Origin of the sequence: Staphylococcus delphini (genome assembly GCF_900636325.1) — a bacterium.
Lineage (GTDB): Bacteria > Bacillota > Bacilli > Staphylococcales > Staphylococcaceae > Staphylococcus > Staphylococcus delphini.
In genome coordinates this window covers 390936-407869 of record NZ_LR134263.1, presented here as the reverse complement: position 1 = coordinate 407869, position 16934 = coordinate 390936, and the positions used below count along the sequence as shown (strand labels likewise).

General features: G+C 38.7%; 14 protein-coding genes. 6 read left to right on the top strand and 8 right to left on the bottom strand.

From position 1 onward, the window contains the following. The first annotated feature begins 134 nt into the window (after nt 1–134). Nucleotides 135–2225: a YSIRK-targeted triacylglycerol lipase gene (lip, locus tag EL101_RS01715; RefSeq protein WP_096596422.1), complete on the top strand. Its 2091-nt coding sequence runs from the start codon at nt 135–137 to the stop codon at nt 2223–2225. Between the two features lie 765 nt (nt 2226–2990). Here the strand turns inward: lip and EL101_RS01710 are convergent. The 4 genes from EL101_RS01710 to EL101_RS01695 all read right to left on the bottom strand — a co-directional run bounded on the left by EL101_RS01710 (nt 2991) and on the right by EL101_RS01695 (nt 6642). Next, entirely contained in the window at nt 2991–4166 is a 1176-nt protein-coding gene (locus EL101_RS01710) for an ABC transporter permease (protein ID WP_019166330.1), read from the bottom strand. Beyond that, entirely contained in the window at nt 4150–4845 is a 696-nt protein-coding gene (locus tag EL101_RS01705) for an ABC transporter ATP-binding protein (RefSeq protein WP_096596421.1), read from the bottom strand. The genes EL101_RS01710 and EL101_RS01705 overlap by 17 nt, the downstream gene beginning before the upstream one ends. Continuing rightward, the gene (locus tag EL101_RS01700; RefSeq protein WP_096596420.1) at nt 4842–5894 is read right to left on the bottom strand and encodes an efflux RND transporter periplasmic adaptor subunit; all 1053 of its coding nucleotides are present in this window, start codon (nt 5892–5894) and stop codon (nt 4842–4844) included. The genes EL101_RS01705 and EL101_RS01700 overlap by 4 nt, the downstream gene beginning before the upstream one ends. Before the next feature lie 106 nt (nt 5895–6000). Further along, on the bottom strand, nt 6001–6642 hold the full coding sequence (locus EL101_RS01695; RefSeq protein WP_096596419.1) for a hypothetical protein: 642 nt from the start codon (nt 6640–6642) through the stop codon (nt 6001–6003). A gap of 177 nt (nt 6643–6819) precedes the next feature. Here EL101_RS01695 and EL101_RS01690 point away from each other — a divergent pair, with 177 nt between their 5' ends. Further along, a complete protein-coding gene (locus EL101_RS01690) occupies nt 6820–7422 on the top strand; it encodes a YIP1 family protein (protein WP_096596418.1) in 603 nt (200 codons plus the stop codon). A gap of 62 nt (nt 7423–7484) precedes the next feature. Here EL101_RS01690 and EL101_RS01685 read toward each other — a convergent pair whose 3' ends face one another. Together EL101_RS01685 and EL101_RS01680 are read right to left on the bottom strand one after the other, a co-directional pair. Continuing rightward, nucleotides 7485–7937, bottom strand: coding sequence for a DUF1648 domain-containing protein (locus tag EL101_RS01685; protein ID WP_096596417.1), 453 nt, complete (start codon nt 7935–7937; stop codon nt 7485–7487). Beyond that, entirely contained in the window at nt 7924–8787 is an 864-nt protein-coding gene (locus tag EL101_RS01680) for a fructosamine kinase family protein (protein ID WP_096596416.1), read from the bottom strand. Before EL101_RS01680 ends, EL101_RS01685 begins: the two co-directional genes overlap by 14 nt. Before the next feature lie 112 nt (nt 8788–8899). On the opposite strand from EL101_RS01680, the gene EL101_RS01675 reads away from it, so the two are divergent. The 4 genes from EL101_RS01675 (at nt 8900) to EL101_RS01660 (ending at nt 12877) form a co-directional block, all read left to right on the top strand. Continuing rightward, nucleotides 8900–9562: an NAD(P)H-dependent oxidoreductase gene (locus EL101_RS01675; protein WP_096596415.1), complete on the top strand. Its 663-nt coding sequence runs from the start codon at nt 8900–8902 to the stop codon at nt 9560–9562. Nucleotides 9563–9913: 351 nt separating this feature from the next. Next, entirely contained in the window at nt 9914–10903 is a 990-nt protein-coding gene (locus EL101_RS01670; protein ID WP_096596414.1) for a tripartite tricarboxylate transporter substrate binding protein, read from the top strand. A gap of 18 nt (nt 10904–10921) precedes the next feature. Next, a complete protein-coding gene (locus tag EL101_RS01665) occupies nt 10922–11365 on the top strand; it encodes a tripartite tricarboxylate transporter TctB family protein (protein ID WP_096541907.1) in 444 nt (147 codons plus the stop codon). A gap of 12 nt (nt 11366–11377) precedes the next feature. Next, on the top strand, nt 11378–12877 hold the full coding sequence (locus EL101_RS01660) for a tripartite tricarboxylate transporter permease (RefSeq protein ID WP_096596413.1): 1500 nt from the start codon (nt 11378–11380) through the stop codon (nt 12875–12877). Between the two features lie 57 nt (nt 12878–12934). On the opposite strand, the gene EL101_RS01655 is transcribed toward EL101_RS01660, so the two are convergent. Both EL101_RS01655 and EL101_RS01650 read right to left on the bottom strand, forming a co-directional pair. Beyond that, complete coding sequence (locus EL101_RS01655; protein ID WP_096596412.1) at nt 12935–15457, bottom strand: glycosyltransferase; 2523 nt, start codon at nt 15455–15457, stop codon at nt 12935–12937. Between the two features lie 202 nt (nt 15458–15659). Next, entirely contained in the window at nt 15660–16604 is a 945-nt protein-coding gene (locus EL101_RS01650) for an NAD-dependent epimerase/dehydratase family protein (RefSeq protein ID WP_096596411.1), read from the bottom strand. Nucleotides 16605–16934 lie beyond the last annotated feature (330 nt).

Sequence of the window (16934 nt, the reverse complement as noted above, 5' to 3'; positions counted from 1 at the left end):
TTGGTTTTCAAAATAAAGGGGGAAAACTAATGTCTGCTATTTTAGCTAAAATATTCGGTTTCTTACCACGTCTACTGATTAACATTTTTGTTTGATCAATATCCATTTAATTTAATAAACAAAGAGGTGGAAAAATGAAAGATCAAAAACAACTTTTTAGTATTCGTAAATTTAAAAGCGGTGCCTCATCAGTCGTTATCGCATCTTTATTTTTCATAGGTTTATCTCACGCACCTGCTTTAGCTGATACAGAATCAACGACCGCTTCATCAGAACAAAAGTCGACTGAACAAGCGACCAATCAAGAAGCGCCCGTGACCAAAGATGCTACGCAAGCAAAAGCGACTGCTGAAACAAATCGCACGCAAGAAGATACACCCGCTTCTCCTCAAGCTACAGAAGCAGCGACACCAACACCCGAGAAAACAACAAAAGACACATCCGTACCGTCAGCTTCAGTAACACCTTCTGATGCACCATCAACTGAAACAAAAGACTTACATAACAACAAATTGCAAGATGACACGGTTTCTGAAACAGATCAAGCACCATCATCCAAATCAGTAGCAGAAGCACCTAATGAAACTGCTGATTTGAAAGAAGCTTCGGAACAATCACCATCAAAAGCAGACACAATTGCTGATTCCGATGCACAAGCGGATAATGACGCACAAAAAGACGCGCTAAATACAGTTCAAAATAGTGAAAACAGTGCACAACAAACAGAAGAGACTGTATCTAGAAACGAATCCACTCAGTCACAGAAGCAACAGTTAACATCTGGCGAAAATCATGTACCTACCACAATGGATTTATCTGCTGACGAAACATATCAACGTCACAAATTGACAGAACAATCTGACAATAACACAAAAACATTCAACGCACAAGTCGCGCCTCAAACAGTGACAACGAAAAGCGTGGACAAAAATGCGCTCGTGAATACAAAAGCACCAAAACCTACAAAAGATGATGTGAAAACATTAACGACAGCCAATGTAGCGACGACACAACCACAAAATCAACAACGTCAAGCTGAGCAAGTGAAGTCACAAGCAGATAAAAAAGCGAAACAAGGCTTCTATAAAAATGGCGATCCTATCATTTTAGTACACGGTTTTAATGGCTTTACAGACAATTTAAATCCTTCTGTCTTATCTCACTATTGGGGCGGAGAGAAACTGAACATTAGACAAGACTTGGAAGAAAACGGTTATAACACATATGAAGCAAGCATTAGTGCATTCGGTAGTAACTATGACCGTGCAGTAGAACTTTATTACTACATTAAAGGCGGTACTGTGGATTACGGTGCAGCACACGCCGCAAAATACGGCCATTCACGTTATGGTAAAACATATGAAGGTGTTTACAAAGATTGGAAGCCAGGTCAAAAAGTTCATCTCGTCGGTCACAGCATGGGTGGACAAACGATTCGCCAATTAGAAGAACTGTTACGCAATGGAAATCCTGAAGAAATTGCCTACCAAAAAGAACACGGTGGCGACATTTCTCCACTGTTCACTGGTAATAACGACAACATGGTGTCTTCTATTACAACACTCGGCACACCACATAATGGGACACACGCGTCAGATCAACTCGGTAATGAGCCGATTGTACGTCAAGTCGTTTTCGATGTCGCACAAGTCCTTGCTAAAAATAAAGCACGCGTGGACTTTGGCTTAAATCAATGGGGTCTACAGCGTAAAGAAGGCGAGTCATTGGATGATTACTTTGATCGCGTTGCAAATAATGACCAATTGTGGCGCACAGAAGATAACGGATTCTATGATTTAACACGTGAAGGCGCATCAAAATTGAACAAAAAGACTTCACTCAATCCAAATATCGTCTATAAAACATATACAGGTGAAGCCACACATCCATCACTATCAGGTAAACAAAAAGCTGATTACAACCTGTTTTTCCCATTCGCTCTCACAGCTAATGTCATCGGTAAAGCTGCTGAAAAAGAATGGCGTGAAAATGATGGTCTCGTGTCAGTCGTTTCATCACAACATCCATATAACCAAGCATGGGTCGATGCTACAGATGAAGTGAAAAAAGGTGTATGGCAAGTGATGCCTGTACAACACGGTTGGGACCATGTCGACTTTGTGGGTCAAGATACAAACGATACCGCACATTCACAAGACGAACTGAAAGACTTCTGGCACAAACTCGCGGAAGACTTAGTCAAATCAGAGGCTCAAACAGCATAAGGAGGTTGAGAACAATGGCAGGAACACCATTAGAACTCTTATTATCCATTTTCAACGTCATTAAAACGATTTTCAAATTTTAATCAAATATGACGTATACAGCATTTTTAATAGTAGATTCAATTCAATGATTAGCCTTTCTAAAATGCTCATGAACATGTAACCATTGAAGATAGACTAGAAACACAAATCGCATACCCATTCATCATAAATGAGGTAGATGGGACACAAAAAAATTTTTGATGCTATTGATACGGTATTTTGTTTAACTTGCCCTCTGTATGATTTGTAGCTTTTGATTGCCTTCATGGCTTCTTCCTAGGGGCTGGTCCTTCAACTCAATTTGGCTTGATTGAAATGAACACTTGATTGATGCCGAATTGGATTCTGGGAGCAGTACAGAAATCCACCAACGCTTCCACCTCTGCTACTGTAAAATCAAGCGTTGGTTAGTTGAAACGAGGCGCCTAGGAACGCGAAGCCCCACTCTTACTCTCTTTTGCTTTCTCCCCCATCACACGACGATGATGCTGAAATCTATACATTCGAAAGTAGCAATATGACTGCAAAAACGCCCCCGAGACTCCCGAGGGATCAGACGTAGCCGAAAATCCAATTTGGCTTCCTTCAAGTGTATACTTGAATCTAGCCAAATTTAGTTGAGGCAAGTCCCCTGGGAACGCGAGGGGGCGTTCAGCAGTCTATATTGATTTTTATTTGCAATGTCTTTCGTAACGAACATTTCAGCATCATCAAAATGCGGGATTACTTAATAATATCAATCAACTCTTTCTTCGCTGCGGCACGTGCGGGTATCCAACCAAACACAATCCCAATCAAAGTTGACACACCGACTGCTAAAATAATCGAACCTAAACTCACTGCACTTTGAATATATTCAGGTGTCACCACATCGACAAGTTTCGCAATCAAAATACCGATGATTAAACCGATAATCCCACCAATTAAACAAAGCACGACACTTTCGATTAAAAACTGAAACTCAATGTCTCTCGCTTTTGCCCCGAATGCACGGCGAATGGCAATCTCTTCGGTACGTTCTGCCACCGAAATATACATCACGTTCATCACACCGATACCTGCAATGAAAAGTGAAATCCCCGCCACCGCTGCGACAAAGTACGTAATGGAGTCAAAGATTTTACCGATACTCTTCATCAACGCTTCAGTATCTGCATATTCATAACTTCCTTGTGAAACTGCTGAACCGCGCTGATTCAATTGATCCGCAACTTTTGTCGCAATTTCTTTTTTGTCCGCATCTTCACCGACTTTTAACATCATTTGTGGATAGTCAGATTTTAAGTTAGGTAAGTCCGCTTCAACTGTCTTTGTCGGAATTTGCACAGCATTCGGAACCTGTGCCTTTTCTTTCACACCGACAACTTCAAAACCAATATCGTCAATATACAGTGTTTGACCAACTGCATCGCCTTTAAACAATGTTTCTGCCACTTCCGAAGACACCGTTGCAACACGTTGTTTCAATGCATTGTCTTCTTTACTAAAACCTTCCCCTTCGTCTGGTTCCGTGACAGTTTCACTTTTAACGACGGCCACATCCGCTTTCTTTTTCACGGTGCGCGCTTCAGCCGTTAAGCCAAGTGTATCATCTTCTTTAATACTCGCATCTTGTACCCCTTCGACTTGGCGTGCAATCTCAATATCCTCAGTCGTAAAAGGCGGTTCCTTCACTGTATCAAAGTTGTTCGGTAAAAAGCTGACCAAAGCACTATCTTTCGACGCACCTGCATCACTGAACTGTTCGTCGGCTGTCTTTTTAAAACCATTACCTAATGACATAATCGTAATAACGGCCGCAATCCCAATAATAATCCCTATCATCGTAAAAATATTACGGCGTTTATTTTTCATAATCGAACGTAATGAAACGTGGATAATATTAGCGATGTACGCCATGCGACAGCACCTCTTCTCTTTGAACTCGGCCATCCAAAATGTGAATGACACGATCCGCTTGTGCAGCGACTTTTGGATCATGCGTCACGACAATCATCGTTGTGCCTTGCTCTTGATTCAACTCCATAAACAACGCCATAATATCTTCAGACGTTTTCGAATCGAGTGCCCCAGTTGGCTCATCCGCAATAATAAATCGTGGACGGTTCACAATCGCTCTAGCAATCGCCACACGCTGCTGTTGCCCGCCTGATAATTTGTTGGGCACTAAATTTTCTTTATCATACAATCCGACACGGTGTAAAATATCCAACACACGTTGATTGCGTTCAGCTGGTCGCATTCCCGCATACAATAACGGCACACTGACATTTTCTAAAATCGTGTTGTTTTGTATGAGTTTAAAGTTTTGAAATACAAACCCTACTGTCCGGTTACGAATCGCTGCCAATTCATTATCTGACGTTTTTTGGTAATTCTCACCGTTAAACAAATAGTCGCCTTTATAACCGCGATCGATAAAACCTAAAATATTGATAAGTGTACTTTTACCTGATCCTGAAGGGCCCATAATTGCGACAAATTCACCTTGTTCAATCCGCAACTCGATATCTTTTAAAATGTGATTGGTTTCGTTCCCATTTTTAAAATGACGATTGATCCCCTTCAGTTCAATCATTTGGCCACCTCAACTTTCTCACCATCTTTAATTTTAGCGTCAGGATGGTTGATGATACGATCGCCTTTTTTAACACCTTTTTTCACGATTAATTCGCCATTCTTTTCGTCATACGTAATTTTTGTACGATGTGCTACACCAGATTGATCCACAACATACACATGATGATCTTTCGTTAGCACAGATTTTGGAATTTTGAGTGTCTCTAACGGAATCGTCGCCTCTATGGAATAACCGTTACGCGCATCAAGATCAAGTTCACCAATAGTAATTTTATATTTTGACGTTTCTTTATCGCTTTCACCTGTTGGATGTGATTGTACAGGATTATTCGTTGTTAATGAATCAGCGCCTTCACTCGCTTCACCTGCAACGGGTGCACTACCAGCAGCTTCTCCTTTAGCATCTTGTTGATAGCTCGTCGGAAGTTGTGAAATGTGCGTAATTTTCCCTTTACCTTTTTTGCCGGTACTTGTCACTTTAATATTGACCGTATCGCCGACTTTAATTTTCTCTAAATCAAATTCCGAAATCGTTGACTGAATTTCTAACTCATTCGCAATTAATTTCAAAATCGGTTCACCTTCACCGACCTGACCGTTATCAACGAAAGATACTGTTCCGTTAAATGTCGCATTCACACTGTTATACACTTGTCCGTCATAACGATTCAGTTGTTTCCAAGCCTGGTTAATCGCTTGTTGGTCTCCACTTTGTTGCGCGTCCGTCAATTGTTTGACTAACTTTTGGCGTTGCGTTGGGTCAATATCATAATTCAATAATGGCGTGCCTTGAGTGACGGTTTGTCCATCTTTCACTTGAACATTTAAAAAATTCCCCAGTTGTGCATTATTTAAATATGTTTTAATCGTTTCCGGAGAGACCTTCCCCGTCACACGTAGCGGTTTTTCAGTTTTTACAGTATATGTATCGTAAGCATCTTCATTTTTTTGGCCTCCGACATCACCAAATGTTTTCACTAAAAACGCTATTCCTACAAGTAAGATAATGCCAATCACTGATGACACAATCAAAGTTTTTTTCTTCAAAATAAAAATCCTCCTTAATGGCATAAGATACTTTGGTTGTATTATACCATTAAGAAGGATAAATTTTCTTTAATAAATCAATAAATTTTTATATATAGCAGACCGTTTACAATTCTCCAGCCAAGCTGAGGATCGTGTCTTCTAAAGCCGCTGAACCTAACGCAAGTAATATCGTTAATGCGATGGTTAACAAACCTAAAGCTAAAGATTCACGCAAAGACAAACGACTTGTCGCATAATAAACGATAAATGTCACATAGCCTTTGAATATCGTTTGTACATCAAAAGCAGCTAGGTACATATTCCCAGGTAGAAAAATATTCAGGCTTGTGATGTTATATGTAGGAAATGGTAAATGAAAGATCAGTTGAATACATACAAATACTAAAGCAACCGACGTCACAATAAGCGAATGACTGAACGAGGCAGATAATATCGTTTGGGCCGAAACATCGGAATGCAACAGTTTAGAAAACATCATAAATACAACAAATGTAAACAAAAAACTAATCAATACCCCCATCAAACTACTCATCGTATCAGCGAACCAATGAATTTGATGGAACTCTTCAATATCTTCTTTTGAATAACCAAAGCCTTCTAACAGTGTTGTATTATCCGTGTCAATTTTTAACAAAAACGCATGAATGAGTGTGACAACCATCATCAATACTGCTTTCACCTTCCAAGTGGGATGGTTGCGTAAGTCTTCAAAATGTTGGAATAGAGGTAGATTTGTCTTGACCAACTTTGTTTGCCTCCTCAAAAAGATTATCTTAATATTATCACATTGTTAGAGGCTTTTTTATATTTCAAGTAAAAATTCTAAAATATGACAAAAGCTTACACAAATATCGTGATTAAAGTATAAAATTATATTATTTAATGCTATACTATTTTTAATACTTTTATGGGAGGCAGATTTATGACATTTTCGAAACCGTTATATATAGAAGCTTTTAACAGAGATAGAACACACCCTCATTTATGGAAGAAAATTTTATTGTTTTTAGTTTTAATTATTGTCCAAGCTGCACTCGCTGCTTTCACAGTAGATTACACCCAAGAGCTCACTAAACAAGGGTTAACGGATGCACAAGCACAACAAGCCTCACCTATTGTCATGGTGCTCGGCATCATTGGGGTCATCATCGGGAGCATTATTTTTGTCGGTATCACTTTCCTCATCACACTGATCATTTATAAGATTTTCAAGAAAACCCTCTCTAAAAAAGGGATATTCGGTGGTGTATTACGTTACTATAACACGGTATTATGTGCCACGATTATTATCAGTGCCATTCAAGTGTTATTCCATTTAGATATGGCAACAGTCAAAATTGATTCACTTAATATTTTCGCACCCGGAAACACACGATTAAGTGCATTGAGTTTAACCAATGTGTTAGGCGGTTGGCTATTCGCGGTTATGCTTCATTCCAACGGGCATTTGTCTGCTAAGTGGTCTTGGATATTAGGCACTGTGATGTTCATCATATGTGTCGTATTGACCGTAGTCGCTGCATAATACATCAAATTAAAAAGTAAGAGGCTGGGAACTTAAATTCTCAGCCTCTTTTCTTAACTTTATTATGCTTGATTTCGTTTAAACACATGGACGATGCGTGTGATGAGTGTCAATCCGATGACGAGATACGCGAGCCACATGAGCCAAAACGGTATCCCTTCTTTGCCATTTATCGTACCAATCAGATACACCATGTAAAGCACCCACACCGTCAACTGTACGATAACTAAAATGAACAAAACATCTCGACGTTGTGACTGACTTTTTTCAACGGCTTTCCCTTGAATAGTGTGTTCCCATATTGGCGCATAGTGTAGCAACAGAGATAGAAAAGCCCAGATAACCAAAAATATTATCGGTACAATCCACAAATGACTTTTCGAACCCCAAGCGTCTACTTCGCCATTTAAATTCAAATGTGTGCCCACTCGCTCAGGAAGTTGCGCATAAAATAGAGCTAATATGACTATAGAAACGCCCCACAAAACTGGCATCAATCGATTAATTTGCTTCATCTACAATTTCCTCCATCGTTGTTCTGACACTACCTAAATACATCGTACCAAATTTAACCAAATGGACAAGCAACAAATACAACTCGTAAAAGCGAATGCGTAACGTCGCGCCTTCATCTAAAGGATAAGCGGCATCATACGCTTCATAAAATGATGGACTGAATCCACCAAAAACTTTCGTTGCGCCTAAGTCAAATTCGCGGTCGCCGTATAAAGGTGCGGGATCAAACAGCGCGGGACGACCATCTGTTAAAAACATATAATTACCTGCCCATAAATCTCCGTGTAACAAAGACGGTGCACTCTCATGTTGGGCTAACGTGTCTTCCATTAAACCATATACTTTTTCAAATAACGCATCATCCGAATCAGACCACAATTGTCGTTGACGAATCACCTCAGCAAGTGGGTCCATCCGTTGTTTTAAAAATAAGGTTTGCCAATCGTCTGCCCACGTATTATCGAATTGAATATCTCCACCTTCATAAGGCAAATGAAATCCAAATCGACCTTCTCGTTCATGTGTGTGATGTAGTTGCGCAACCAATTTTCCGAGCGCTTCTTGACTACCACTTTGTCCTTCATCTAAATAGCTCAGTAATAAATAGGCATCATGATCGACCTGTCCTTGATCAATCACTCTCGGTGCCGTCACACCCGCTGCTTCAAACGCTTCGAGGCCCGCGACTTCTGCATCGTAAAATGACGCTTCACGACCGGGTTGAATCAGCAAAAAGTAAGACCCATCATTCGTATTGACACGAAAAGCTTGATTGACATCACCCCCGCTGACCGGTTCAATCGATTGGATATCGTCGAGTGGTAATGTGTGATACCATTTTTCATTCATGACATTCAACCCCTTTTCTCTTTTGAAATTGAATCCAAACAAACTATTTTAACGTCGATTTAAAGTCATCTATACTATAATTGTATGACACTACTTAAAGGAGTTGCAACAAATGGAAGATAAACGCCAAATGTTACTAGATACATTTAACTATCGCTTTGCTACAAAACGTTTTGATGCAAATCGTAAAATTGACGACGCTGATTTCGATACAATTTTAGAAACAGGACGCCTGTCACCAAGCTCACTGGGTCTTGAACCTTGGAAATTTTTAGTTATTCAAGATCCTGAAATGCGTGAAGCTCTCAAACCGATGAGCTGGGGCGCTCAAGGACAATTAGAAACAGCGAGTCACTTCGTAATAATTTTAGCACGTAAAAATGTACGTCCAGAAAATGAATACGTTCAAAAATTATTACGTGATGTGAAACAAATGGATACGGACATGATTGAACAAATGAGCGAAAAAACATCCGCATTCCAAAACGACAACTTACATCTTTACGAAAGCGATCGTGCATTATGGGACTGGGCGAGCAAACAAACCTATATTGCGCTTGGAAATATGATGACCTCTGCAGCATTTTTAGGCATCGATTCATGTCCAATTGAAGGTTTCCAATACGATGAAGTATCACGTATTTTAACTGAAAAAGGCTATTTCGATGATGCAGAGTACGCACCATCAGTTATGGTGGCATTTGGTTATCGCGAGGAAGATCCAAAACGTGCCAAAACACGCCGTAGCAAAGAAGAAGTGATTGATTGGGTTTAAGCACCATCAATAACGCACGAGGAATGACTTGTATCAAGATTTACAGCGTTGACAAATATGTATTGACAGCTTAATATTTGTTTATAAGGAATCCAACATAATAAACACCAATCCCCTCACTATTTTTGCGGTTAGTGAGGGGATTCTTATTGTCATCAATTTCTCCTCATACGCTTTTATACAACACGCTTTTATTATTAAAAGCTGCTACCCCATATTCTTTCAAACTTTGATTGATAAGCAAATCCAAAATGATGTTGACAACAGTATATCATTTGAATCCAACCTCTCTAATTCTGAATATTATGATAAAATATAACTAATTGTCACATACAAAGGGGGTATGGAGTTATGCGAAAACTCGTGACATGTTTCATGGGCCTTGTGCTCATTTTGGCAGCTTGTACGAATAACGATAAAGACGACAAACCTCAGACGTCAAGTAGCCAAAAATTTCCTAATCGCACAATAGAGATTATTGCACCTGCTTCACCTGGTGGGGGCTGGGATGCGACTGCACGCGCTATCCAAAAAATTATGCAAGACGAAAAATTGACTGACCAGAATATTACAGTCGTCAATAAGCCAGGGGGTGGTGGCGAGGTGGGCTGGCAATATCTTAGTGAACGCCAACCGACATCGATCGCAATTAATTCAAGTTTGTTACTTTCCAACCACGAACTCGGATTAAGTGATTTGCGTCACCAAGATTTTACACCGATTGCCATTTTAGCAACGGAATGGATCAGTTTATCCGCTTCTAATCAATCTCATCTGTCTTCTGCTAAAGAAGTAATGGAAAAATTGAAAGCCGATCCGAAGTCATTAACGATTGGTGTGGCGCCTGGTTTAGGGAATAACGACCATCTTGCTTTTGTACAAGCCGCAAAAGCATATGGCGTCGACGTGAAAAATTTAGACTTTCTCGTTTATAAAAGTGGCGGTGATTTAGAAACTGCGCTCCTCGGCGGCCATGTGGATATCGCTTCAACAGCCGTTTCTGAAGTGAAAACGCAACATCAAGCAGGCAAGCTTAAAGTGTTGGCAACCACTTCTGATCAACGTGTGAAAGGTTTAGAAGATGTTCCCACATGGAAAGAACAAGGTTTAAACATGGTCTTCCCACATTGGCGCGGCGTGATGGGACCTAAAAATATGACAAAAGAAGAGCGCGCTTATTGGAATGACACCATGAAAAAAGTCGTTCAATCAAAACAATGGGAGACCATTCGCAAAAACAAAAACTGGGATGCATTTTACAAAGACAGCTATGAATCAGAAAAGTTTTTAAACGAACAACAGAAAAAATATGAACAACTGATTCAAGACGCTGGTTTTTAAACAAAGGGGGAATCAAAAATGGTACGACTTATTGCGCCTATCGTTTGTTTCATTGTTGGCGTCATCTACTTACTCCTCTCTCTCAATTTACCGATTTCTAGAATTGGTGATCCGCAAAGTCCAAAATATTTTCCAATTCTTATCGCGAGTTTATTGATTGTGATGAGTATCATTTACTTTTTTCAAATGCTACGTGATAAAAATGTGTCGTTCAATGAATTTAAAGCATTTTTAACACCACTTGTTCTGAAACGCATTGGTCTGACATGTTTATTTATCCTTATTTATACAGTCATTTTTGAACGTATCGGCTTCTTAATTTCAACAGTATTATTTCTCGCAGCAGTGATGTTTCTCGTCAATGGCTTTCAACATTGGCTGAAAAATTTAATCGTCGCTATCGTCTTTTCAGGTGTCGCATGGTATACCTTTGCCCAGCTGTTAGACGTTAGTTTGCCATAAGGAGGCGGTCGTATGGGTATCGATATCAATAGTTTCTGGGAAGGCCTCTCGACTGCCTTCCAACCGATGAATTTATTGTGGATTTTAATTGGCGGCTTTCTTGGCACAGTCGTAGGGATGCTACCTGGTTTAGGGCCTGCGACGGCGGTAGCTGTGCTCATACCAGTGACGTTCGGCATGAATCCAGTCAGTGCGTTGATTTTGATGATTTCGATTTACTATGGGGCAATGTATGGCGGCTCCAGAAGTTCGATTTTGCTGAATACACCGGGAGACGGTTCTGCCATTGCTGCGACATTTGATGGTTATCCGATGACACTCAATCATCAAGCCGGTAAAGCTTTGACCATTTCTGCAGTGGCTTCACTATTCGGCGGCCTCTTTTCAGTCATTGGTTTTATTCTTCTAGCTAAACCACTATCCGAATTTGCCTTGCACTTTGGACCACGTGAATATTTCGTCTTGTTCTTATTCACATTGTCCATGGTTGTCACATTGTCGCTCGGTAAAATGGTCAAAGGGTTTATCGCCATGTCTATCGGTTTAATGATGAGTACGATTGGCGTCGACCTACAAACCAGCGTATATCGTTTCACTTTTGATGTGACGCATTTAAGTGAAGGCGTTGACTTTCTCGTGATTATTATCGGCGTCTATGCTGTCGCTGAAGTTTTGTACAACTACATGCATTTAGATACATTAGCGCCTCCGAAAAGTGATTTAGGCTCGATGAAATTAACGAAAGAAGATTGGAAACGGACGCGCTGGACGATGTTAAGACAAAGTCCTATTGGTTTCCTTATCGGGGTTTTACCTGGTGCGGGCGGATCAGTGGCTTCCCTACTCAGTTATGCGACTGAAAAACAATTTTCTAAAAATGGTAAACAGTTTGGTAAAGGGGCGATTGAAGGGGTGGCAGCACCTGAAGCTTCGAATAATGCCGCTTCAGTCGGTTCACTCATTCCGCTATTAACGATGGGTGTACCCGGTTCAGGAACAACAGCCGTAATTCTCGGTGCAGTCGTGATGCTTGGTTTGCAACCTGGGCCACTCCTATTCGAGAAACAACCCGAAATGGTATGGACCCTTGTCAATAGTATGTTTATCGGCAATATTTTCTTAGTTATTATTAATATTGCGATGATTGGTCTGTTGTTGAAAATCTTAAAAACACCACCGAAAACACTTTATCCAATCATTTTAGTACTCGCCTTTCTCGGCACGTACACCTTGAGTTATAGTGTTATTGACTTCTACATTTTATTAATTTTCGGCATTATTGGCCTATTATTAAAATTACTAGATTTTCCAATTGCACCACTCATTTTAGCATCCATTATCGGATCAGATATGGAACAAAACTTTCGTAAAAGCTTAATTACAAGTCACAACCATATCAGTGACATTTTCTTTGGTTCGCCGATTACGATTGTTTTAACAATCATGACAGTATTAGCACTGTTTTATCCATTAATCATGAAATTGTTGAAGAGAAAAGCATCTTCAAATTGATGTTAGATTGAAAAAAGAGGGCACTCATTGTGAGTTCACCCTCTTTTATTCATGCATTTAACGCTCTAGTAACGAATAAAACTCTTGGATGGTTTCTTCATTGTATGCAACGGCATCAAACTTCGCATAATCTTTGTTCGTACCGTTAATAAATTGCTCTAATCCTTTAGCAATATGAGCTTCATTCTTTTCTACTAACATCCCATACTTCTCATCTTCAAGCACATAGCGGTTAGCGATAATGTCTGATGCGAGTACGTTGGTCCCTACAGTTAACGCTTCTAAAATCACCATCGATTGTCCTTCGTAATGAGAAGTGAGTGCAAAGACATCTGCGCGTTTCACAATATAAAATGGATTACGACGTTGTCCCAAGAAGTAGACATGATTTTGTAAACCAAGCTGCTCGACAAGGCTTTTCAACGTCCCCTTCAATGGGCCATCTCCTAGAATGTATAACTTCAACTGTGGGTATTTCGGAGCCAACTCAGCAACCGCTTTAATGAGTAAATCAAACCCTTTTTCTGGTGATAAACGACCTACCGATACAATTTTGAAGTCATCTTGAGAAAATTCAATCGCTTCCATGCCCTTCTCTGTTAATGTTGGCAATACAGATTTCCCATTTTTTTCAAACAAGTCACCATCATCATCAACGAGCTGATTAATCTTGTCAATATTGATCGTATTTCTTGAAGCAATATGACGGTTTTTCAACTTCAGACCACCAAAGTTTGACTGATTAAGTTTTTTTGTTGCTTCTGAAACACTCACCAATTTATCAAAATAAGGATAAAGTGAAATAACACCTTTCAAATTTTGATAATGTGGACGCTTCCCTTTCACTGTTCTTTCCATATCCGACTTAATATCACTATGCAATAAGATATATTTCTTTTTAGCACCACTCGCTAAAATAAGATTCGACCAAAACATCGCATAGCCACTGTAATCAATCGCATAATCAAATTGAGAGTCTCCAAATATTTTTCTAAATTCACGTTCAAAAAGTGTTTTCGGGTAGATACGTTGTTCAAAAGATTTGTAAACCCCTCTTTGTCGAATAAACTCATTTTGATAAAGCTCTTTAAACGTAGCAATCATCGGCCCTCTTCTTAACACAATCCGTACATTGTCATTTAAACTCTGTAAGTTATTTAGCTGTTCAACGTTATTCGTGTTATTCGTAAACACTGTCACATCATACTTGTCATAGTCGATATTTGCTAATAAGTTAATGACAGAAGTCGTAATACCATTATGTTTCATTCCACCTGGATACAGTAATATTTTTTCTTTTTGATGATGACTAGCATTTTTATATGATGTGTCTTGTTGATTTAAAAACACGCTTTCGATTAAACGTTCCGTCACCGAGCCATTTTCACAACTTACAAAGTCACGCTTAAATTTTGCATATTTTTCTTGAACATCCGCATTTTTGTAACTTTCATTACTAATCAATGTCATCACGTCTTGAATATTATCCGCGACAGGCCCCGGTAATGCGGATGGGTCAATATAAACACCACGCTCATTTTGATACTTGTCTAAATCCGGTACATAAAAGACAATCGGTTTATCTGTTACGAGAAAGTCGAAAAATATACTTGAATAATCAGTAATCATCAAATCAACAGCTGGTATCAATTGATTCGTATCTAAAAAGTCCGGTACTAAATAAGGTTTAAGCGCTTGTATTTCCTGAGCTTGACTATAAATAAACGGATGAACTTTAACTAAAATTTGATAAGGTAATGATTGCTTTAATAATTGAATCTCTTCATAAATATGGGACAGACTATCTTCAGGGTGATTTACATCTGTTCCACGCCATGTCGGACAGTAAAGTAAAATAGGTGCTTCTTTCACATTTAAATGTTCAGATAAATAGTTTCGCGCTTCATTTGCCGACGTATTGATCGTTAAATCTATTCGCGGATAACCGATTTCTAAAATTTCACCGCTATATAAACCATCTAATTTAAAGGCATGCTTAAAAATATGCGTCGTATGCGCATTAGGACTAATCATATAATCTGATGCTAAAAAGTTTTTCATCGTATTTTGAGAACCTTTTAAATTATTTTTAACATCAAATCCCATATGTTTGAGTGGTGTCCCATGCCACGTGTTAATATAGATTTGTTGTGACTTTTTAGTGAAATAAGCAGGGAAAGTCGCATTATTAATCAAAAACTTACTTTCGGTTAACGCTTTAAGGTATTCATTCGATTCCTTAATCACAAACGAGACATTTTGAAACGCTTTAAATTTTTCCTGATAGAAAGTTAAAGTATCGGGTTGATCGACCACCCAAATATGATGGTAATTGGAAAACCCCTCATTTGCATTTAATCCTAGAAAAATTGCGTAAGGACTATCCGTGATGCTTTTACCGTCTCTCACTTGATACAAAATTTGATGCGGTTTGATTGAAGTCGAATGATACAATTGCGCATATTGATTCACTTTTTTCTGATATTTTGACTTAGCCCTTTTTAAAATAGGTGACGCTACAAATTTATATTTTCTAGATAATTGATTCGATAATATTGCCTTGACACTCTTTTTCATCATCTTTTCTCCTTTAAGTAAAATTGTGAATACTGACTATGAGTTACGACAATCCAAACCCATCACGCCTGGCATACAAAAATTCATAAATTGTGATGACTGTCACAGACAAACTGTGCTTCAATAAAAATCAGCCTTAACATTGTAGTTAGGACTGATAAATCACAATTTGATAATCTTATCTACAAATTTATAGAAACGATACTTATGATGATGGATGGTGCATTTCATAATTTAAATATTCTTTAAGTCCCTCTTTTAATGAATACTGCGTTGAAAATCCCAATTGTTTTAACGGTTCAATATCCGCATATGAATACTTCACATCGCCTTCTCTTGGATCTGCAAATTGCGTTGGAATTTCTTTTTGATATAAATGTTTAAAAACTTCATATATCGATAATAAAGATGTTGGATGTGAGGTCCCTACATTGTATACAGCACCATGTGAAGCATGTTGTTGAATCACAATTTGAATAGCTTGAACGATATCTTTAACATAAACAAAATCTCTTGTTTGTTCACCATCGCCAAAGAAGGTAAATGTTTCATCTTGATCAAAACAGTGTTTCATAATGGAGAGTACCCCTGAATATTGAGATTGAGGATCTTGTTTTGGACCGTAAACATTAAAAAATCGGAGTGACGTCGTCGGTAAATGATACAAGTCATGATACAACTTTACATATTGCTCACCACTATATTTTTGAATCGCATATGGAGATTCAGGTTGAATATGACTCGCGATACTTTTAGGTAAAGTCGGATTGTTACCATAAACCGCCGCTGAAGACGCGAAGATAAATTTTTTAAGAGTAGGTAAGTGTTTTCGACTCAATTCAAGTAAATAAACAAGTGCTGAAATATTGACCTCATTGGATGCTTCAGGATTTTCTATCGTCTCTACGACGCTGACGACTGCTGCTAAATGGATAATAATATCGAATTGATGTGTTTGTATCATATGCGCCACTGCTTCATGGTTTCTCACATCTATATGTAAGAAATGTTCATCATCAATAAAAGGAATATTTTCCCGATAACCCGTACTCAAATTATCCATAACATAGACTTCATCATGTTGGTTGAAAAAATGTTCCGCCACATGCGAACCAATAAATCCAGCACCACCAGTAATCAATATCTTCATGTTGTAACCACTTCCTTAATCATATCAAACCAAATTTACTTTATTACTAAAATACGCTTGAAACTAAAACATTTTATTCTTTTATAAATCTATTTTAGAGTGGTTGGTGTTAATTGTAAATAAGGAAATCTTTATAGTCGATTGTTGGTGAATACGAAATGATGCACCAGCCTATGTTAATTATGAAAATGGCTCTGTGTTTATTTCAAAATGAATTAAAGTGCTACACGAAAAGTCAATATCATCGAAAGCCTAACGTATAGGGCGGTTCATATCATTTGTACACCTTTTTTCGTAACCGTGGTCGGTGTACAACAAATAGGCGTCCCA

What these genes read in the sequence shown, in the direction of transcription:
- lip (WP_096596422.1), top strand. Translation starts at nt 135, where the DNA reads ATGAAAGATCAAAAACAACTTTTTAGTATTCGTAAATTTAAAAGCGGT.
- EL101_RS01710 (WP_019166330.1), bottom strand. Translation starts at nt 4,166, where the DNA reads ATGGCGTACATCGCTAATATTATCCACGTTTCATTACGTTCGATTATG.
- EL101_RS01705 (WP_096596421.1), bottom strand. Translation starts at nt 4,845, where the DNA reads ATGATTGAACTGAAGGGGATCAATCGTCATTTTAAAAATGGGAACGAA.
- EL101_RS01690 (WP_096596418.1), top strand. Translation starts at nt 6,820, where the DNA reads ATGACATTTTCGAAACCGTTATATATAGAAGCTTTTAACAGAGATAGA.
- EL101_RS01685 (WP_096596417.1), bottom strand. Translation starts at nt 7,937, where the DNA reads ATGAAGCAAATTAATCGATTGATGCCAGTTTTGTGGGGCGTTTCTATA.
- EL101_RS01680 (WP_096596416.1), bottom strand. Translation starts at nt 8,787, where the DNA reads ATGAATGAAAAATGGTATCACACATTACCACTCGACGATATCCAATCG.
- EL101_RS01675 (WP_096596415.1), top strand. Translation starts at nt 8,900, where the DNA reads ATGGAAGATAAACGCCAAATGTTACTAGATACATTTAACTATCGCTTT.
- EL101_RS01670 (WP_096596414.1), top strand. Translation starts at nt 9,914, where the DNA reads ATGCGAAAACTCGTGACATGTTTCATGGGCCTTGTGCTCATTTTGGCA.
- EL101_RS01665 (WP_096541907.1), top strand. Translation starts at nt 10,922, where the DNA reads ATGGTACGACTTATTGCGCCTATCGTTTGTTTCATTGTTGGCGTCATC.
- EL101_RS01660 (WP_096596413.1), top strand. Translation starts at nt 11,378, where the DNA reads ATGGGTATCGATATCAATAGTTTCTGGGAAGGCCTCTCGACTGCCTTC.
- EL101_RS01655 (WP_096596412.1), bottom strand. Translation starts at nt 15,457, where the DNA reads ATGATGAAAAAGAGTGTCAAGGCAATATTATCGAATCAATTATCTAGA.
- EL101_RS01650 (WP_096596411.1), bottom strand. Translation starts at nt 16,604, where the DNA reads ATGAAGATATTGATTACTGGTGGTGCTGGATTTATTGGTTCGCATGTG.